Origin of the sequence: Marivirga lumbricoides, assembly GCF_014636295.1 — a bacterium.
Lineage (GTDB): Bacteria > Bacteroidota > Bacteroidia > Cytophagales > Cyclobacteriaceae > Marivirga > Marivirga lumbricoides.
Genome location: NZ_BMEC01000010.1, coordinates 243,800 through 263,627, shown reverse-complemented (window position 1 = coordinate 263,627; position 19,828 = coordinate 243,800). Strand labels below are relative to the sequence as shown.

20 protein-coding genes are annotated in these 19,828 nt (G+C 35.9%); 8 read left to right on the top strand and 12 right to left on the bottom strand.

The annotated features are described in order from the left end of the window. Nucleotides 1-105 precede the first annotated feature (105 nt). Nucleotides 106-582: a hypothetical protein gene (locus IEV85_RS16425; RefSeq protein WP_188465403.1), complete on the top strand. Its 477-nt coding sequence runs from the start codon at nt 106-108 to the stop codon at nt 580-582. Here the strand turns inward: IEV85_RS16425 and IEV85_RS16420 are convergent. Further along, entirely contained in the window at nt 575-1,831 is a 1,257-nt protein-coding gene (locus IEV85_RS16420) for an aspartyl protease family protein (protein WP_188465401.1), read from the bottom strand. The two genes, IEV85_RS16425 and IEV85_RS16420, sit on opposite strands and share 8 nt — an antisense overlap. Before the next feature lie 20 nt (nt 1,832-1,851). On the opposite strand from IEV85_RS16420, the gene deoC reads away from it, so the two are divergent. Then, nucleotides 1,852-2,496, top strand: a complete 645-nt coding sequence (deoC, locus tag IEV85_RS16415; protein WP_188465399.1) for a deoxyribose-phosphate aldolase — start codon at nt 1,852-1,854, stop codon at nt 2,494-2,496. Nucleotides 2,497-2,515: 19 nt separating this feature from the next. Here the strand turns inward: deoC and IEV85_RS16410 are convergent, their stop codons facing one another. Next, a complete protein-coding gene (locus IEV85_RS16410) occupies nt 2,516-3,019 on the bottom strand; it encodes a hypothetical protein (RefSeq protein ID WP_188465397.1) in 504 nt (167 codons plus the stop codon). Between the two features lie 61 nt (nt 3,020-3,080). Next, the gene (locus tag IEV85_RS16405; protein WP_188465395.1) at nt 3,081-3,464 is read right to left on the bottom strand and encodes a hypothetical protein; all 384 of its coding nucleotides are present in this window, start codon (nt 3,462-3,464) and stop codon (nt 3,081-3,083) included. 204 nt (nt 3,465-3,668) lie between these two features. Between IEV85_RS16405 and IEV85_RS16400 the strand changes: the two genes are divergently transcribed. Next, nucleotides 3,669-4,142 (top strand): cytidine deaminase, encoded by a 474-nt coding sequence (locus IEV85_RS16400; RefSeq protein WP_188465394.1) that lies wholly within the window; start codon nt 3,669-3,671, stop codon nt 4,140-4,142. 19 nt (nt 4,143-4,161) lie between these two features. On the opposite strand, the gene IEV85_RS16395 is transcribed toward IEV85_RS16400, so the two are convergent. Then, a complete protein-coding gene (locus IEV85_RS16395) occupies nt 4,162-5,568 on the bottom strand; it encodes a sensor histidine kinase (protein WP_188465392.1) in 1,407 nt (468 codons plus the stop codon). Nucleotides 5,569-5,884: 316 nt separating this feature from the next. Between IEV85_RS16395 and recJ the strand changes: the two genes are divergently transcribed. The 3 genes from recJ to IEV85_RS16380 all read left to right on the top strand — a co-directional run bounded on the left by recJ (nt 5,885) and on the right by IEV85_RS16380 (nt 9,920). Beyond that, nucleotides 5,885-7,591, top strand: a complete 1,707-nt coding sequence (gene recJ, locus IEV85_RS16390; RefSeq protein WP_188465390.1) for a single-stranded-DNA-specific exonuclease RecJ — start codon at nt 5,885-5,887, stop codon at nt 7,589-7,591. A gap of 69 nt (nt 7,592-7,660) precedes the next feature. Further along, on the top strand, nt 7,661-8,392 hold the full coding sequence (lptB, locus tag IEV85_RS16385; protein ID WP_188465388.1) for an LPS export ABC transporter ATP-binding protein: 732 nt from the start codon (nt 7,661-7,663) through the stop codon (nt 8,390-8,392). Nucleotides 8,393-8,396: 4 nt separating this feature from the next. Then, nucleotides 8,397-9,920, top strand: a complete 1,524-nt coding sequence (locus IEV85_RS16380; protein WP_188465386.1) for a GH3 auxin-responsive promoter family protein — start codon at nt 8,397-8,399, stop codon at nt 9,918-9,920. A 56-nt stretch (nt 9,921-9,976) separates the two neighbouring features. Here the strand turns inward: IEV85_RS16380 and IEV85_RS16375 are convergent, their stop codons facing one another. Genes IEV85_RS16375 through galK form a run of 3 tightly spaced genes read right to left on the bottom strand, consistent with a single transcriptional unit; the run spans nt 9,977 to nt 13,888 of the window. Then, nucleotides 9,977-11,650, bottom strand: coding sequence for a sodium/sugar symporter (locus IEV85_RS16375; protein WP_188465383.1), 1,674 nt, complete (start codon nt 11,648-11,650; stop codon nt 9,977-9,979). A gap of 8 nt (nt 11,651-11,658) precedes the next feature. Continuing rightward, nucleotides 11,659-12,699, bottom strand: a complete 1,041-nt coding sequence (locus IEV85_RS16370; RefSeq protein ID WP_188465381.1) for a UDP-glucose--hexose-1-phosphate uridylyltransferase — start codon at nt 12,697-12,699, stop codon at nt 11,659-11,661. A 10-nt stretch (nt 12,700-12,709) separates the two neighbouring features. After that, nucleotides 12,710-13,888: a galactokinase gene (gene galK / locus IEV85_RS16365; RefSeq protein WP_188465378.1), complete on the bottom strand. Its 1,179-nt coding sequence runs from the start codon at nt 13,886-13,888 to the stop codon at nt 12,710-12,712. A gap of 85 nt (nt 13,889-13,973) precedes the next feature. Between galK and IEV85_RS16360 the strand changes: the two genes are divergently transcribed. Beyond that, nucleotides 13,974-14,693 (top strand): NUDIX hydrolase, encoded by a 720-nt coding sequence (locus tag IEV85_RS16360; RefSeq protein ID WP_188465376.1) that lies wholly within the window; start codon nt 13,974-13,976, stop codon nt 14,691-14,693. Nucleotides 14,694-14,976: 283 nt separating this feature from the next. Here the strand turns inward: IEV85_RS16360 and IEV85_RS16355 are convergent, their stop codons facing one another. The 5 genes from IEV85_RS16355 to IEV85_RS16335 all read right to left on the bottom strand — a co-directional run bounded on the left by IEV85_RS16355 (nt 14,977) and on the right by IEV85_RS16335 (nt 18,643). Then, on the bottom strand, nt 14,977-15,405 hold the full coding sequence (locus tag IEV85_RS16355; RefSeq protein WP_188465374.1) for a hypothetical protein: 429 nt from the start codon (nt 15,403-15,405) through the stop codon (nt 14,977-14,979). A gap of 69 nt (nt 15,406-15,474) precedes the next feature. Further along, on the bottom strand, nt 15,475-16,071 hold the full coding sequence (locus IEV85_RS16350; RefSeq protein ID WP_188465372.1) for a thioredoxin family protein: 597 nt from the start codon (nt 16,069-16,071) through the stop codon (nt 15,475-15,477). 5 nt (nt 16,072-16,076) lie between these two features. Next, nucleotides 16,077-16,562 carry a TlpA family protein disulfide reductase gene (locus IEV85_RS16345; protein ID WP_188465370.1) on the bottom strand — a complete coding sequence of 162 codons (486 nt, stop codon included), beginning with the start codon at nt 16,560-16,562 and terminating at the stop codon, nt 16,077-16,079. Between the two features lie 51 nt (nt 16,563-16,613). Then, complete coding sequence (locus IEV85_RS16340; protein ID WP_188465368.1) at nt 16,614-17,756, bottom strand: hypothetical protein; 1,143 nt, start codon at nt 17,754-17,756, stop codon at nt 16,614-16,616. 8 nt (nt 17,757-17,764) lie between these two features. Further along, the gene (locus IEV85_RS16335) at nt 17,765-18,643 is read right to left on the bottom strand and encodes an outer membrane beta-barrel protein (RefSeq protein ID WP_188465366.1); all 879 of its coding nucleotides are present in this window, start codon (nt 18,641-18,643) and stop codon (nt 17,765-17,767) included. A 123-nt stretch (nt 18,644-18,766) separates the two neighbouring features. On the opposite strand from IEV85_RS16335, the gene IEV85_RS16330 reads away from it, so the two are divergent. Next, nucleotides 18,767-19,795 carry an RluA family pseudouridine synthase gene (locus IEV85_RS16330; protein WP_188465364.1) on the top strand — a complete coding sequence of 343 codons (1,029 nt, stop codon included), beginning with the start codon at nt 18,767-18,769 and terminating at the stop codon, nt 19,793-19,795. The last annotated feature ends 33 nt before the right edge of the window (nt 19,796-19,828 follow it).

Below are 19,828 nucleotides of genomic sequence, written 5' to 3'. Positions count from 1 at the left end.
GTTGAATGATAATAATTTCACCCATTTAAAAGTTAATTAGTTTATTCACTTTAATTGAGTAAATTTGAATATACTTATATAAAATATTGTTTTAATGCTGAAAGAATGAAAAACCTATCTTTAAATTATATAAAACCAAACCATTCGCAAGAATCAATTAGTGTATTATTGGTGGGTAATAATCCAATTGAGATGAGCCGGGTTTATGAAAGCTTGACCACTTTAAAAGAAAAAATCTTTAAGATTGACACTTCTTTTTCAGATGATGACACCATGAAAAAAATAGCTTCCTCAAACCCAAACTGCATCATTATTGATGATAATTTAGGCATTGCGTCACTAAAACACTTAATTGAGAAAATTAATCTTTTAGGGAAAGAAGCTTTATCAATCACCCTACTTAAAACCAAAAATTCACAAGAAGTACTTTATGGGGTGCAGGAATATTTAATGAAGGAATCTTTGACTCCTGATCGAATTTATTTTTCTCTAGTGAATGCACTTAGATTCAGAAAGACTCAAAAATATTTAAAGATTAAGTATTACGCAGGAAAGAAAAGGTTGAAAAGAATGTTTATATAAATTCTTCAAGGTAAAATTCCGTCTCAATAACCTCGTCATTTCTTTTTACCTTTATTTTTATTTTCTTTCCCGCTTTTTTGCTCAAAGTATTGTTGATCATATCCAGGTCCAAATTTTTACTTTTTGTATTATTTAATGAAAGTAAAATATCCTTAGCTCTAATACCTGCCTCATATGCAGGCGTACCTTTTCGTACTTCTTCAATTTCATAATACGGTTCAAGAAAAATTTCTCCTTTCGCTACAATTGTTAAACCACTTTTATCGTATTCAAATGGTTCTTTAAAGTTTTTGCTCCTTTTATAATAGAGTTTTTCATTCTGGTAGTCAAAAAATAATTTAAACCTTTTCAATATTCCCCCACCCAATGTACCTACTCTACCGGTACTTTTTATTACATCATTATAAGTACCGGAATCAGGAAAGTTACAAATCACATCGTCCAACATGTACTTCCCGATTGATAAATTGTCCACCCTGCCTACATGGCCTTCAATTGTACCTGCAATACCGGCTCCTAAAATATCTCTTATATTCTTCTTAGGAACATGGATGTTTTGGTTGCTATTTTGGTGTAACATCATTGAGTGCGATGCTCCGGTATCTATTAATAATTTTGCTGAAAGCTGGAAAGAATCCTTTAAAACAACCGGAATTGTAATGTAGGGTTTAGTATTTTCTACCTCCATATTCAGTTGAGAATACCATTTCAAACTTCTATTAAACTGTATTGGGTCGTAAAAGGAGAGCACTTTACTGGCGTAGTCAATTTTAACAATAAAATTTTTGAATAAATCATATCCTAAAATACCGTGAATTTTAACACCCAGTGTTTCCTGTAACTTTAAGTAATCTTCTTTTAATACTAATAAGGGAATATTATTTCCAACTATTTCAAAGACATTTATTGATATGCTGTTAACAATATATGCTTCCACCTCCTTGCCACCAGCTGCCCCAATCAGGCTTATTTTTCTGTCGGGCACAATATCCAGTATGTCACTGTAAACTTTATCAATTAAAACAGTATTGGTAACCCCTGTATCAACAATAAATTTTAATGGGATTACCCCCTGAAAAAGCACATTTACCACTATTAAATTGCTGTGAATATCGAAAGGAATAACTGCTTTTCTATTTTTATCCCGAATTTCAAATCCAAATTTTCGTGTTTGCCCAAGGGCATTGTATCTTTCTGAAAGAAACAATAATGCAGATAATAGAGTACATAAGTAAAACTTTTTAATCATACATGATTGAATTATAGGATATGAGAAATATACAAAAATTCATTGAACATACTAATCTGAAACCAACAATTACTTCCGATGATGTAGAGAAGCTTCTTAGGGAGGCACAACAAAACCACTTGTTTGGGATTTGTGTTCCTCCATTTTGGGTAAAAAAAGCAAAAAGGGATATAGGAAAATCAGAAGTAAAGCTAATCACTGTTATAGGCTTCCCTTTAGGTTATCAAATGAGCCAGACAAAGGAGGCAGAAACTCACCAGGCCATAAAAGATGGAGTTGACGAATTAGACATGGTAGTAAATATTTCTGCAGTAAAATCAGACATGATGTGGCCGAAAATAGAAATTGCTAAACTGGGAAAAATAGCTCATGAAAATAACAAAATCCTCAAAGTAATAATTGAAACGGCTTACCTTACTGAGAAAGAAATTGTATCACTTTGCAAAATAGCTGCAGATGCAGGGGCTGATTATGTCAAAACCTCAACAGGCTTTGCCTCCGAAGGAGCTAAAGTAGAAAATATTGCTTTAATGAGGAAATCTTTGCCCGACCATGTAGGAATAAAGGCTAGTGGCGGCATAAAAACTTACCATGAGGCCATATCACTTATTGATGCCGGGGCGGATAGAATTGGAACTTCAAATGGACCGGGAATTATAAGATAAGAAGAGCACCTAATGTATTTTAAGCAATCTTCATTGGCACTATGCCTTTGTACTTATAGATTTTAACCCCAAATTGTTCCGAGATAAAATTCTTTAACCTGCTGTAGGCCAGTTGAGATTGCCTGTCTTTCGGATAAAAAATAGCTGTTTCAAGTACAGCTTTAAGGAAATTCTTTGATTTAGAGAATTCTATAATCCAATTTGTAAAGGCAGCTTTCCAATCGTCTTTATATTTTTCCAGATGATCACGCCCATCAAAAAGCAACTCTAACTGGTTGGAGCTAAATTTATACCTATACACCCCGCACATTTCTTCGTAGAGTTCAGAAAGCTCTTCCAAATTAAACTCTTTGGTTTCTACAATCTTCTCAATTGAAGCATCCATTAAACCTAATGGATTATAACGCAAAAGGTATATTTCCTTCACCATATGCACTAACTGGTTTAATAAAACCGCTTTCATTTCCAGCTGAGCCTGCTCAAGCAAATAGTTTTTGTCGAAAGGAAAAAATTTACGCTTCATCAATAGAATTTTGACAAAGATAATGCTTAAATGTAAAAACAGAAGTATTTATATGAAAAACCTAGTGCCTGATGCCACACTCTTTGCAAAATTTCATTTTATCGGGAGATCTCTTCTTAGGCTTTTTCTTATGTCCAAAATAGGAGGGGTCAGAATACTGAGGTTTCTGCATTTCCTTTTCTCTTTTGCGAGCTTCCTTTGCATTCTCTTTCATCCTTTCTTTATATTCTACAATTAGTTGATCTCCAAAAGGCGATTTCTGTTTTTTCTTAAACAGCCCAAAGAAAACCCTTTGCTGCCTTTTTGGTGATCTTCCATAATTGGGATCAGCTTGACCAGGATTTAAGCTCGAAGGATTCTGATAAGAATTACCACTTTGGCTTATTGGCTTTTTAGCACAAGAGGCCATTAAAATAACTACTAAGAGAAAATAAATAATTCGCATAACATTTCTTTAACGCAATAGGCTGTAAATATTGTATTTTTATGAGGGCAATAAAAAAATTGAAACTTATATGTAAGGTAATTGTAGATTTAAATAATTTATATCCGTTGATGAAGATCTAATAAGATACGTTTAAACAAATGATACAGGAATTCGTTTCTCGGAACACATCTTTTTAAAATTTATAAGAAAGCATTTATCAGTTTGGAAAATTTAAATATCAATATACCCTATCAAAAATTCGCTTCTTTTGAAGATCTTCCTGAAAAGCATCAAATATTATGGAAGGAAGCTCTTGAAGCTCGAAAAAGTTCCTACTCACCTTATTCTAATTTCACTGTGGGTAGTGCCATTGAATTGGAGAATGGCGAAATTATAACGGGTACCAATCAGGAAAACGCTGCCTTTCCGGCTGGCCTATGTGCTGAAAGAGTAGCAATGTATCGTTCAGGCATTCAGGCACCTGAGCAAAAATTTGTTAGAATGGCTATTTGTGCCACAAAAGGTAAAGAAGAAAATTTACGAAGTGCTCCACCATGCGGAGGATGCCGTCAGGTAATGCTTGAGTTTGAGAAAAGGCACCAGCAAAGCTTTGAGCTTCTGTTTACTGATGCTAATGGCGATTTTATTTTAATAAATAGCCCATCAGATTTATTCCCTTTCTCTTTTGTATTTTAATACAATTAAAAATACGCAATTACTCAAAATCTGGCCATTGTATAATAAATTTCGACCCTTTTTCCCATTCTGATTCCAGCTTTACTATACCTCCTATTTTCCCCAATACATCGGAAACAATATATAGGCCCAGGCCAGACCCTTTTGATTTATTTTGAGTAACAAAGAACATTTCAAATATTTTTTCTTTGTGTTCAGGCTTTATTCCTATGCCATTATCAGAAATTTCAAGATGAATTTTACCCTCCTGCCGTTTAAGTTCTATTCTAATAAATTTATTTAACTTTCTTGAATCATGATATTTGATGGCATTGGAAACAAGGTTATTAACAATGATCATAAATCTTGATTTATCCATTTTCAATTGAGAAATTTCTATCTTTTTTTTGAAAGATATTTTTTTGGCATTCTGCATAAACTGATGGTTCTCTATTACCTGATCAATTAAAGGTCCCGGTTTAAATACAGATAATGATACCTCAATCCTTTTATTTCTGGAAAGGTCAATGATCTCACTAATAAAATTATCCTGTCGCTCCAATGACTCTGTCATCAATTTAAAATAAGTCTTTAAATTTTCCGGATCTTTCTCTCTGCATGCTAAATACACTAACCCTTTTAAAGAACTGATGGGAGCGCGCAAATCGTGAGAAGTACTGTACACAAATTTATCCAGCTCGTGATTAATAATTTTGAGCTTTCTATTTTGATTGTCCAGTCTTTTTAAAATAAAATAAATTACTACCAGCGTACTGAACAGAATGATAATAATAACAATGAAATTAAAATACAATAGGTATTTTTCAACTTTTCTTCCAACCTCCGCTAATGTGGCTGAAAATTTATACTGTTCAGAAGAGAGCTCTGTATTTAAGGAGGATAGTTTACCCTGATAGAATTTTTTTTCATCCTTGTTGGCCAATTTACCACCCTCTGTTTGGGAAAAAATATCATCCGCTAATCCACTTAACTCCTCAATATTTGAGTCTGCTTCAATCCATATTTTAAGTATCTCCTGGAAAAAACCAACTTCATTGAAGTTTTTAAATAACCATATCATGTTATCTATATCTTCCGGATGGTTATTACCCTGTATAAAATACTTACGCACCAATTGCTCATCGCCATCATTTTCCAATATTACTCTGGCCATTTTATCTCCAACAGGAATAGATATAGCCTTTTGATATTGTGAAATGTAAGAACTATCTGAGAAATAAAGGTATTTACTCAGGTAATACGTTGCGTCTTTTTGGCCTTTGGCATAGAGAGATTCACCATTAATATAAGCCCTTATAGAGGCATTTATTTTTAATGAGTAATAATTTATGGTAAGAATAGTGACTGAGGCTGTAAGAATTAGGATCATAAAAAGGATGAGTTTTCCTTTTATCACATTAAATTTCATCATTACAGAACTATTCATTCTAACTTCTTAATCAGCTTTAAAATAATTAAATACAACATTTATTTTAGAAATGTGTAGTACAACCCTTCGGGCAAAAATTATAATCTCATTAATTTGTGAAAAATATACCACTTAAGCTAGATATTTTAAATTATATAGCCTATCCATCCTGTTTTGCAGATAAAAACTTTAACTCTATTAACTTCAAGCAATCTTTTCTTGATGCTTTACAATCACGCGGGTATTATGTGAGTTTCCCATGAATAATATGTAAATTCATTTTTATTCAAGCTTCAAGGCTTCAATTTATCATTTAGCCTTTTAATTTTGCTACATGGAAGTCAAAAAATGGATTTTTTCTCAAGTTTCAGAAGCTAATAAAATAGAAAGTCTCTCTCATCAGATTAACGTTAACCCAGTACTCACAAACATCCTGTTACAGAGAGGGATCGATACTTTTGAAAAGGCTAAGAACTTCTTCAGGCCTGAACTTGACCAGCTTCATGATCCTTTTTTAATGAAGGACATGCAAATAGCAGTGGAGAGAATTCAGCTGGCAATTGAACAGCAAGAAAGCATTTTGGTATATGGTGATTATGATGTAGACGGAAGTACTTCTGTAGCTATGATGTACAGTTTTCTATGCTCTATTTATGATAAAGTAGGTTACTATATTCCTGACAGATATGCAGAAGGTTACGGAGTTTCATCTCAGGGTATTGATTATGCTGCTGAAAACGGATACAAGCTCATCATAAGCCTGGATTGCGGCATTAAAGCGATAGATAAAGTAGCTTACGCTGCCGAGAAAGATATTGACTTCATCATTTGCGACCACCATTTACCAGGTGAGACTTTACCAGCAGCTAAGGCTGTACTTGATCCTAAAAGAGCTGATTGTGTTTATCCTTTTAAAGAGCTTTCCGGTTGTGGAGTAGGTTTTAAGCTTATTCAGGCTTTTTGCATAAGTAATAACTTACCAGAACATAGAGCTTTCGAATTCCTTGACTTAGTTGCTGTAAGTATTGCTGCTGATATTGTTGCCGTAACGGGTGAAAATAGAATTCTGGCATTTTATGGATTAGAAAAAATCAATTTCAACCCACGACCAGGAATTAAAGCATTACTGGACTCTGCAGACTTAAAAGGAAAAATCACTATTTCAAATCTTGTGTTTCAACTAGGCCCAAGAATTAATGCTGCAGGAAGAATTGACCATGCTCACCTGGCTGTTAAACTTTTAGCCTCTATAAACGAGGATGAGGCTGCCATCATTGCCACGCAGGTAAGTGAAAAAAATAACAGAAGGAAAGATTTTGACCAGAATATAACCGCAGAAGCTATAGAAAAAATTAATTCAGATGAGGTGCTTAAGTCTGCCAAATCAACAGTACTTTATCAGGAAGGTTGGCACAAAGGAGTAATTGGAATCGTAGCTTCCCGATGTATTGAACAGTTTCATCGCCCTACCATTATTCTAACAGAATCAAATGGAAAAGCTACCGGATCTGCACGATCTGTAAATGGATTTGATATTCATGCGGCCATAGAATCCTGCGCTGAATTACTTAGCCAGTTTGGTGGCCATACACATGCTGCAGGCCTTACCATGCCTATAGAAAACATTGCCGCGTTTACTGAAAAATTTAATTCAGTGGTAACTTCTACTATTACTGAAGAACAACTACAGGCAAAAGTCCATATTGACAGTTATGTTGAACTTGAGCAAATCACCCCCCGCTTCTATAATATACTCACACAAATGGATCCTTTTGGGCCGGGTAATATGCAACCTGTTTTTGCGGCCAAAAACCTGGAGCTGTGTGAAAGCGTGAGAATTTTGAAGGAGAAGCATTTGAAAATTACAGTGAAAGACAAAAATGGCGCTAAGAGTTTACAAGCAATAGGCTTTGGAATGGCACATTTTAAGGAGCAGCTTGAAACTTCGGAGAACTTTCAATTAGCTTTTACTATTCAGGAAAATGAGTACAATGGCCATAAATCTTTACAGCTTTACCTGAAAGATATCCGCTTTCAATAATTATTTTTGTTACTTTGCTTAGTCAGGTACGTTTGTTGCTTGGTTTGCTGGTAAAAATAGAGAACACTTATGATTTTAAGAGCTGATAACCTTGTTAAAAAATACAAAAGCAGAACTGTAGTTGATCATATTTCTGTAAGTGTAGAGCAGGGAGAAATTGTAGGACTATTAGGGCCAAATGGAGCCGGTAAAACTACCTCTTTTTATATGATAGTAGGTTTGGTAAAGCCTAATGCAGGTGAAATATTTCTGGATGAGCAAAACATCACCAAATTACCGATGTACCAGCGCGCCAAAAGAGGCGTAGGCTATTTAGCCCAGGAGGCATCTGTTTTTCGTTCCTTAACAGTGGAAGAAAATTTAATGGCTGTGTTGGAGATGAGGAAAATCAGCAAGAAAGACAAGGTGGAAAAAATGGAATCCCTCCTGGAAGAATTCAGCCTGACTCACGTAAGAAAAAACAAAGGGATGGTGCTTTCCGGTGGTGAAAGGAGAAGAACAGAAATTGCCAGGGCACTGGCCATGGACCCTAAATTTGTATTGCTGGATGAGCCTTTTGCGGGTGTGGACCCCATAGCCGTGGAAGAAATTCAAACAATAGTTGGCAAACTAAAACAGAAGAATATTGGCATCCTAATTACAGATCACAACGTTAATGAAACTTTATCCATTACCGATCGAGCCTACCTTATGTTTGAAGGTAAATTGCTGAAAGCGGGTTCTGCTGAGGATTTAGCAAATGATGAACAGGTAAGAAGGGTTTATTTAGGAAAGCATTTCGAACTGAAACGTAAACTGTAATACTATGGAATTTCTGAATTCTATCATGACATGGGTAATGAAAAAGAGGATCCACGAAGTGGAGCTTTTTATTAAATATCCTCATGAAGTTCAGAGTGAGCTACTTAACAGGCTCATCTACAGGGCGCGAAACACCAAATTTGGCAAAAAATACGATTTTGAGGAGCTTAAAAGCTATGATTCTTTCAAAAACACAGTCCCCCTTCATACTTATGAAGAAATATTTCCCTATATAGATGAATTGCTAAAAGGAGAGCAGAACATTTTGTGGCCTACGGAAATCAGATGGTTTGCAAAATCATCAGGCACCACTAACGATCGCAGCAAATTTATACCAGTTTCCGATGAAGCACTGGAAGACTGTCATTTTAAGGGTGGTAAAGACTTACTTTCCATTTACCTCAATAATAACCCTGAATCAAGATTATTTACTGGCAAAAATCTGAGTATCGGAGGCAGTCAGCAGGTAAATCAGTTTGATAACAATTCCAATTCCTTTTATGGTGATGTTTCCGCAGTAATCATGAAAAACTTACCTTTCTGGGTACAAATCATCCGGACACCAAGTCTGGAAATTGCTTTGATGGATGAATGGGAAAGCAAAATTGAGGCCATGGCACAGGCTACATTAAAAGAAGATGTTACCAGTCTTTCGGGTGTACCTACCTGGACAGTGGTTCTGCTTCAAAGAATCCTGGAGATTACAGGAAAAAGTGACATTTCAGAAGTATGGCCCAACCTTGAGCTTTTTATGCATGGGGCAGTGTCTTTCGTCCCTTATAAGCCTCTTTTTCAGGATTTGATTAAGTCACCAAAGATGAATTATGTTGAAACCTACAATGCTTCAGAAGGCTTCTTTGGCATCCAGGATCAACTCAATTCTGATGAAATGTTGCTGATGCTGGATTATGGGATTTTCTATGAATTCATAGCTATCGAAGATGCCGCAGACGAACAACCTAAAACCATTCAACTGCATGATGTAAAGCTGAACCAAATATATGAGATGGTAATCACTACTAATGCTGGTCTATGGCGCTACAGAATTGGAGATACTATAAGGTTTACCTCTTTAGATCCGTATAGAATAAAAATTAGTGGTAGAACCAAACACTTCATTAATGCTTTTGGAGAGGAATTAATGATAGAGAACGCTGAAAAAGCAATTGCAGAGGTTTGTAAAAGAGAAAGCGTAACAGTAGACAATTTTACGGCTGCTCCCAAACATCTTTCGCATAATAAAAGTGGTGCGCATGAGTGGGTAATTGAATTTGGGAAAGCTCCTGCTAATACTGAGAGTTTTGCTGATCAGTTAGATGCTGAGTTAAGAAAAATCAATTCTGACTATGATGCCAAACGGCATAAAGATATTGCGCTACAGCGGTTAATAATTCATGAAGTACCGGCAGGTACTTTCTATAACTGGATGCGTAAAAGAGGTAAGCTGGGTGGGCAGAATAAAGTACCCAGGCTTTCCAATAGTAGAGAATATTTAGAAGATCTGTTGGAGATGGCTGCTATAAAATAATAAAGATATAAGCAACAACTCCAACTATTATTCAATCTCCTTTTCACTTTATTGCTTTACCAGAAAAACCAGTAGAGCGCTATTAAAATCACAATAATTATCCAGGCATTTATGTTGAATGATTTACTGGTTTTAAAGAGCTGGGAACTGATTAATATACCCTTTTCATGATCTTTTCCTTTCGTTTCAAACCAACTAATTATCATAATGAGTACTGAAGAAAGAATCCAGGTGATCATCATCTGATGCATGAATGGGAGGGTAACGAACAATTCACTTTCTAACCATTCATTCGGACCTACTTTAAAGTAAAGTGCAATCGGAATAGATAAAACAACACCCCATATTGCAGCCTTATCCGTAGTTTTACGCCAGAACAATCCTAACATAAATACCGCCAGTATTCCCGGACTCACCACTCCTGTATACTCCTGAATATATTGAAAAACCTGTTCCAGGCTCTTCAATTGAGGAGCCAATACAACAGCAACCATCAAAGCTAAAGCTGCAGTTACCCTTCCTACATTTACTAAATGATTTTCACTTTTCTGCTGCCCAAAGTAGGGTTTGTAGATATCCATGGTAAAAATTGTAGCAGTAGAATTTAACATTGAGGCCAATGATGAAACAATGGCTGCAGCAAGGGCAGCTAAAACCAGACCTTTCAACCCATTAGGAATAAAAGACTTGATCAGCCATGGTGCTGCATTATCATTAATAACCCCACCTGCAGCCTTGAGGAAAGAAGGATCAGCAGTTTCTAAATTTACGCCTGAAGGGCCCGAATTCATCACAAAAGCAATGATGCCGGGAGTAACGACAATTAAAGGAAGGAATAACTTTAAAAAAGCCGCCAGGACTATCCCTTTCTGCGCTTCCTTTAAGCTTTTTGCAGCTAAAGTCCTTTGAATGATATATTGATTAAATCCCCAATAATATAGATTCGCTACCCAAAGCCCTCCAATAAGCACTGCTAGCCCTGGCAAATCCCACCATGCATCTTTTCCATTAGGTGTAATCAGCTCGCCTTTCTCTAATATCATAGAAAATTTCTCCGGCACCTTTTCGTAAATAGTTCTTATACCGCCTAAAAAAGACCCATCAGGATCAACTGTTTGCAATGCGACTACCGTAGTGATTATTCCTCCCAGCAATAGTAAAACCACTTGTAAAACATCTGTCCATGCTACAGCTGACAAACCACCATACAAAGAATAAGCTGCAGCAAAAATAGCCAGTCCAAAAATGGATATCATAAAAATATTACCCGAGCCATCTCCTAAAATTGTATCCAATGCTATTGCTCCCAGGTACAACACCGAAGTTAGGTTAACAAAAACGAAAAGTGCGATCCAAAAAACTGCTAAAATTGTTTTAAGGCTTTTGCTAAATCGCTTTTCAATAAACTCCGGAATAGTGTATAGCCCTTTTTCAATAAAAATGGGTAGAAAATACTTCCCTACAATAATAAGAGTAATCGCTGCCATCCATTCGTAGGAGGCAATTGCAAGACCAATAGCAAAACCTGAGCCGGACATACCTATAAATTGCTCAGCAGAAATGTTAGCTGCAATGAGTGAAGCTCCTACTGCCCACCATGGAAGTGATTTACCTGCTAAAAAATAATCCTCTGAGGTTTTGCCTCTTTTGCGGGAAACCCAAAGCCCAATGCATACTATAAGCAGGGCATAGGAAATAAAAATGATGGTATCTAAAGTGGAAAAGCTCATGTGAAATCTTATTGAGTTAGTTTATAATGCTGAGTAGGAAGTGACGCTAAAGTTTCTACTGCTGTTTCCGCAGTAATATCCCTCTGGGGATTGGCAAACATTTCATAGCCGACCATAAATTTTTTTACTGTAGCTGATCTTAGTAGCGGAGGATAAAAAGAGTAATGGAAGTGCCATCCTTCATACTTCTCTCCATCCGTTGGCCGCTGCTGCATACCTGCGGAGTAAGGAAATGAAGTTTGAAATAAATTGTCGTAGCGCACAGTTACCTCTTTTAAAATCATTGCAAAAGATTGCTGCTCTGATTGGTCCATCTCAGCAATAGAGGAAAAATGTCTTAGAGGTATTATCATAATTTCATAAGGCCAAACAGCCCAAAAAGGTACTAAAGCTACAAAATGATCATTTTTAGTGACAATGCGTTTATTTTCAGATATTTCCTGCTTTAAATACTGTGATAACAGACTCCTCCCATGCTTCTGAAAATAAGTTTGCTGCGTTTCTGTTCTCTTTTGTATTTCCAGAGGTATACTATTTTGTGCCCATATTTGCCCATGCGGATGAGGATTACTGCATCCCATAATAGCTCCTTTATTCTCGAAAATCTGAACATTGTTTACAGAAGGTTTCTCAGCTAATTCTTCAAATTGAGCTTTCCATGTAGCCACTACCTCTTCCAAAGCAGGTACGGACATTTCAGCCATGGTAAGAGAATGGTCCGGAGAAAAACATATCACCCTACATTCACCGGTTTCTGCTTCCGCTAAGAGCAAGCCCTCCTCGTAGCGAGTTTGATCTGCTGTAGTGGGAAGTAAAGCAGCAAAATCATTATTAAATACAAAGGTACTAGTATATTCTTCATTCTGCTCACCTCCATTACGGGTATTTCCTGGGCACAAGTAGCACTGCTCATCATAATTTTTTCTCTGCTCTACTACAGAATCCTCCTGCTTACCCTGCCAGGGCCTTTTATTTCTGTGAGGAGATACAAGTACCCATTCATTGGTGAGTATATTTAGCCTTTTATGTGGAGAATCGTTCAATTTCATATATCTGATTTTATCGGGAATAGAGTTGCACACCATCCCCTATTTCTAAGTCAAGAATAGATAAATCTTTTTGCCATCTGTTGCTATAAGCTTCAGATATCTCGCTTTTGAACTGATCTACAAATTCATCTTTAACAATATTGATAGTACAACCACCAAAACCACCTCCCATCATGCGGCTTCCTTTCACCTGATCTAGGTTCCTGGTATAGTCCACAAGAAAGTCAATTTCAGGACATGTTATTTCATACTCATGCTGCATTCCACTATGTGCATTGTAGAGTAAATTTTCCAGTTGGTCTATATTCTGATTTTGTAAGGCTTCACAAAATTCAATTACCCGGTCATTTTCTTTAGTAATATAAGCGCACCTTTTGAAAACTACCTCAGAAAGGCTTTCCTTATTTTGAAGCAAAAATTCATAGCTCACATCCCGAAGGCTTTTAATTTCCGGATTTACAGACTGCAATACAGCCACTCCTTCTTCACATTGAGCTCTTCTTTCATTGTAAGCTGAAGAAGCTAACTCATGAGTAACGTTTGAATTGCAGATTACTATTTGATAACCAACAAGTGCACAAGGGAAATATTTTATATCCAGAGAGCGGCAGTCTAATAACATTACATGGTCCTTTTTCCCTCTTAGGCTGGAAATCTGATCCATAATACCACATTTGGTACCAACAAAATGATGCTCGGCTAGCTGGCTAATTTTTGCCATCTCCTGCCAGCTTAGATTCAACTCAAATAATTCATTTAGTGCAAAGCAGAGTCCACATTCTAAGGCAGCTGAAGAAGAAAGCCCTGCCCCTAAAGGCACATCTCCACCAAACGATAAGCAGAAGCCGGGTAGATTACCTCTTACTTTTATTATTTCGGAGACTACCCCCAAAATATAATTCTGCCATGAACCAGCCTCAAGTGGAGCTAAATCGCGATGTTTAAATTGAATTTCCTGTTGTACATCGATTGCATAAACCGTACTAACTTCTTCAAGTTGAGACCGATTAACAGAAAAATAGATCGCCTTATTAATAGCGGCAGGTAATACAAATCCCAAATTATAATCTGTATGTTCCCCTATCATATTAATGCGGCCCGGTGCCTTTACTGAAAGCCTGGGTTCAACACCGAAATATTTACGATGTTGCTCTAAAAAATATTTGTTAGTTTCTTGTGGTGATTTCACTTTATTAATTTTGTAAACGTAAACTTAACGTTTATTATTTATTATACAAATAATCTTTAATATCTTAGTGACCGAAACTTTTAGTATGAAAAAGAAAACAACTATAAACCTTCCCACTTATAGCCAGGCATTACCCATTTTAGTGGCCGTTGATTGCATTATTTTTGGCTTTATCGAAAACCAGATAAAACTTTTAGTATTTAAAAGAGAGGTTGAACCATATGCAGGTAAATGGTCATTGCCAGGAAGTTTTGTTGACAAAAAAGAAAATATTTCCACTGCTGCAAAAAGAATTCTTTTAGAACTTAGTAATCTGGAAAATGTATTTTTAGAACAAATGCACTCTTTTGGAGATATTGGTAGAGATACCGGAGACCGGGTGATTTCCGTGGCCTATTGGAGTTTAATTAAACCTGAAGAAGGAAAAAGCCAAACAGATATCGTAATAGCAAACCACATCACGAAATGGGTAGATATTAACCCTCTGCCGGAACTTGTTCTTGACCATACAGAAATGGTTAAAATGGCACTTCAAAAGCTGAGTGAAAGAGCTAAATTTAAACCTATAGGACTGGAATTATTACCCTCAGAATTTACTTTACCTCAACTTTTAAAGGTATATGAAGCTATTCAGCAACGTACAATAGATGATAGAAACTTTAGAAAGAAAATATTAAAGAGCAAGCTGCTCATTCAACTGGATAAGAAAGATAAAAGCTCTTCTCGAAAGGGGGCTTATTTATACAAATTTGATTATAATAAATACAAGCAGTTACAGAATGAAGGATACTTATTCGAAATTTAATCTGGTTAGGATATTTCAATTTACTTCATCTATAACTGCTTCTAATTACTTTCTTAAATTAAGCTATAGAATTTAGCAAGTATACTACTAAGCTAATTGCTCCTAAAGCTAAGTAAGAAAATAACTCCCCTTTTAATGTAGTTGGTTTATTCATGGTTGTGGCATTTATTTACTGTACAATATAAGCTTTTACGTTGTAAAATAACAAGAAGTTTAGTACTTTATTAATATTCTCTATCAAAAATAGATAAGGATCAAATATTCACCACTCACAAAGCACCAACTAAAATTGCAGCTCTTCCAACTCTGCACTAAATCTCGCCTGTACCTTCTGGTATAATTCTCTCTCTTTAGCTCTAACTAGTCTATCTAAAGTATAGCCCAATTCATTTAGTTGCATACTACTAATAGCATTTTCCTCCTTTATTGATTTACATATCATAAGTACATCATCTTCCCACTGCTGAATTTGCTGTAGTAAAAGCTCATCCTGAAAACCCCATTGAATAATAGCTGGATAGAAAATATTTCTATGGTTAGCAAAATTCGGCAGGATAACTTCATTAAATTTCTTCAGCAAGTATTCACGTTTTCCCTCAATAGTTTTTGGCAATCCTTCATAATCAGGAACATCAGCCTTTAATAAATGAGCCAAAACAAGTATTTGATGATGTTGCTTGCTGAATGGTATTAAAGTTGCATGTCTTCTCATAAAATAAAAAAAGCCCATGTTTCTCATGAGCTCCTTGGTATAAATTAAGAAATTTAAAATTTTCAATAATTACATTGCCCACTTAATAGTGCAACCAATCGCTTTAGTTTCTTTAACAGGCACTTCTTTTTCTGCCAGTAAAGCATTTACCGCATCCTCAACATATTTCTTATCCGCATCTTTTGCACTTTTGGTGTTATTATCGATAGCACCTATATATTTTACAGTCCGATCGGCATCAAGAACATATACGTGTGGAGTGTTTGTAGCTCCGTACGCTTTTGTAATTTCCTGAGTTTCGTCATACACATAAGGAAAGTTAAACATCTTCTCCTTAGCTCTTACCTTCATTTCTTTAAAAGAGTCTTTAGGGGATCTCTTATCATCATTAGGGTTGATAGCTATTACAGGAAATTTCTGCTTAGCATATTTAGTTTGTAACTCAATAATACGGTCCTCATAAGCAATAGAATAAGGACAGGTATTGCAAGTAAAAATAACTATATAACCTTTCACATCTTCAAAATCTTTAAGAGAAACCATTTCCCCATTTACGTTTTTAAGAGAAAAATCTGTGGCAGTATCGCCCACTTTGTAACCTTCTTTCTCTGAAGTAAAACCGAATGCAAACAGTAATAAAAAGCTCAAGAACAGGTAATTTTTCATGGTATTTATAGTTTATATGTTTCTTTCAATAACTCCTTCAGCTCTCCTTGCTGAAACTCTTTTTCATAAAGCTTTTTCCCATTGGGGGTTACAATAAGCGTAGCAGGAATAGCTCCAGACCACTCACCAGAAACTTTATCGATCCATGCATTGTAGTCCACATCATCAATCAGTACCATTTTACTTTTGTTAAGCCCTTTCTTTTTACCAAAGCTTTCCGCTCTGGATGCGTTTTCTGAAAAATCAAGACTAACAAAAACAAACTCTACTTCAGGAAAATCCTGCTGAGCTTTCACAAAATAAGGTATCTCCTTTATGCACGGCTTACACCATGTAGCCCAAAAATTAATCACCTTTACTTTGCCCTCTTCAGACTTAATAAGTTGTTCAAGTTCGGGTACTTTAATAATCTGTAAAGGTTGGCTCTGAGCTATTGCTAATTGTATTTGAACTGAAAATACAATAAGATATAGTAATGTAATTTTTTTCATTATGAAATCTTAATGCTCTTTAAACATAATAAAAGAGCGGAAGGTTTTGAGTTATAATAAATTCACCAACTCTTCTTTGGGTATTTTCAAAAGATTAATTCTTTGTCTTACACCTGCAATAGTTGTTTTTGATAGAATTACAATTCCCTGATCTTCTGTTGCTTTAATTGCTGCCAATTCAAGTGGATCATTATCACCAATATACTCAATAGCCGAAAGCTCTCCTGAATTAGCTGAATACAGACTTAATTTTATCCGCCCATCAACGGTGGTATAGGCATTTAGCGTATAAGGAGTAGTTGAAAGTTCAATTGGCAACACTAAAGCAGGTTTATTACTCATTCTATCGGGCTGAAGTTCTCCATTCAGTTCAGAACTGAAAATAGAATCATTATTTCTAAGCGTAAGCTGTGGAGAAAATAGTGATTGACCGTTGGCTACATAATTAAAAGCTCCCTGACCATTACTGGTGGTTGCTATAGAATTTATACTACCCTGGTTAGCCGGAGCAATCCTCCCTGTTTCAATCCCCTGATCATCAGTAAAGGTAAAAGTAAAACCCTCAGGCCTTAGTGTGTTGAAATACAGAGTTGCTCCATTATTATATGCACCAACAAAAAATTGAGGTGTATTACTTATCAAATAATTATCAAGCTTTGCATTAGTATCCGTAATTTTATCAAATGCTCTTGCCCATTCCATTGCAAAACCTTCCTGTATTTTACTTAAAACTGCCCCTATGGTATCATTATTAGTAAGTAGCAAATAACTGTTAGGGTTTAGATAATCGAAAGCCAGAGGTCTTCTATAACCTGTATACTCTCTGATAGGCTTTAAAGTCTGCTCCAAATCATCTACTTCTACTAAAACAGCTGTTCTGTCAGAGATAGTTTGAGCTACGAAATAATAATTCTCCTGATTTCGAATCCAGTTACCTATTGGCTGAATATATGCTGAAGACATAGTTTTACTCCAAAGAAACTCTCCTCTCGAACTTGCCTTCAATACAAAAATCTGCTGGCTGTTGGAAGATGCTAAAATGAGATAGCCTCCGTCTTGCGTTTGGATAAGATCAAGAGGATTATATGCAACTGCTTCGGAGGGATTGTCAAAAATACTATTAAATTTTTCAGTAGGAAGAAAAGCCTCTGTATCCTTTTGGCACGAAGTAAAAACCACTAGGATAAAAATCACAAAAAATCTCATATTTCAACCGGGATAAATTCTCTTCTACTTAAATATTTTATTGGAACCAAAATACCTACTACGAATTCAAATGTTTGAAAGCTTTTATCATCAAATACATCGTAAGCATTGTTTACAAGGTTTTTATTAGCGAACCTCCTGTCTGTATCTGTTACGTTAGAAAAGCCCTGCCTGAAATTTGCTTCAGTAGTGAGATAAACATTTCCTAATCGGAACCGAAAGCCTCCTCCTACAAAAATTCCGGCTGTTACAGGATTTAATAGTTCATTTACATTTTCTGTAAACGAAAACCCCTCAGCCTCTATTTCCCCCTGTCTGATACTTTGTGTTACAGTTTTCTCCGCATCAAGTAAAACGCTGAAATTGATACCGGCCTGTACAAATGGAATAATACCAGGGACCTCAGGTTTCCTGGAGGAGCGATTCCAAAAACGATTGATGGTCGGCCGGATCATATACCTAAAAAATATAGGGACATCCAGGTATTGAAAATTCTGTTGATGAGAAAAAGTAATGCTATTGGCTTCTCCCGGCAATTCCTGATCATAGCTAAACCTGATTTGTCCAACAGAAAAATTAGTACCCACAACAAATTTTTGCTCAAACTGAAACATAGCAGTTAAGCCATATATCGCACCTATATTTTCTACTGTTTGATACTTCTTTTCATAAAGCTCCTGATCAGCATTATCAGTTGGCTTTATAATTCCAAAACGATTGATTGGGGTCACTATAGTATAATTAGCTCCTCCTCTTAAGCCTACGTACCACTGTGTTTGCTTGAATGGGTTCTTATTCAGCTTATCAAAAGTTGATTGTGCCTTTACACCAACACTAAAATTTAGTAAAAACAGGCATACTATGAGTCTAAACATTATTTTTTAATTCATACACGGGGATAAATATCCTACTTTTTAACCATCTATCAAAATGTATGAACTTTTATGGGTGCTTCATCTCGTGGTTCTTTTTAGTATCTTTGCATCGAAAATCAAATCATGCAGGAAAAGGAAAATTATACTGAGCTGGACGAAAGTCTCTTTGAACACTACAACATTAAAGTAGATCCTAAGCAGGAACTTATGCGAATTGATAAGTTTTTGATGGACAGATTACCAAATGTTACCAGAAACAAAGTTCAACAAGCCATAAAAGACGGCTTTGTAAAAGTGAACAAAAACAGCATTAAACCTAATTACAGGGTTCATCCTCAAGATGAAATCAGAATAGCACTACCTGAACCTCCGCGTGACACTGATGTAAAACCGGAAAATATCCCATTAAATATTATTTATGAAGATTCCGAACTGTTAATTGTAAATAAGGAAGCCGGAATGGTAGTACATCCTGCCCACATGAATTGGGAAGGAACTTTAGTAAATGCTTTAGCTTACCATTTTCAGCAACTTCCTGAAATGGAAGGCAATGAAGGCCGGCCAGGATTAGTACACAGAATTGATAAGGACACTTCGGGTTTGTTAGTAATTGCTAAAACAGAAAAAGCGATGACCCACCTGGCAAAACAGTTTTTCGATCATAGTATTGAGAGAACTTACTATGCTTTAGTTTGGGGAGAATTAACTAATGATGAAGGTACTATTGACGTAAACCTTGGCAGGAGTTTTAAAGACAGACGTATTACAGATGCCTTCCCGGATGCAGATTTCGGTAGAACAGCTATTACGCATTACAAAGTATTGAAAAGGCTGAGGTATGTAACGCTCATACAATGTAATCTTGAGACTGGCCGTACACACCAGATCAGGGCACATATGAAATATCTGGGACATCCATTATTTAATGATGCTACTTATGGTGGTGACAAAATTTTAAAGGGAACCAAATTCTCCAAGTATAAATCCTTCGTAGATAATTGTTTTAAAATACTTCCAAGGCAGGCATTACATGCTAAATCCCTGGGTTTTAAACACCCTGTAAGCAATAAGCAGATACAATTTGACTCAGATCTCCCGGATGACTTTCAACAATTATTGGAAAAATGGGAGCATTACCTTCAATTCAATTAATTATAGCTAAAATTGATACTACCACTTCCTTTT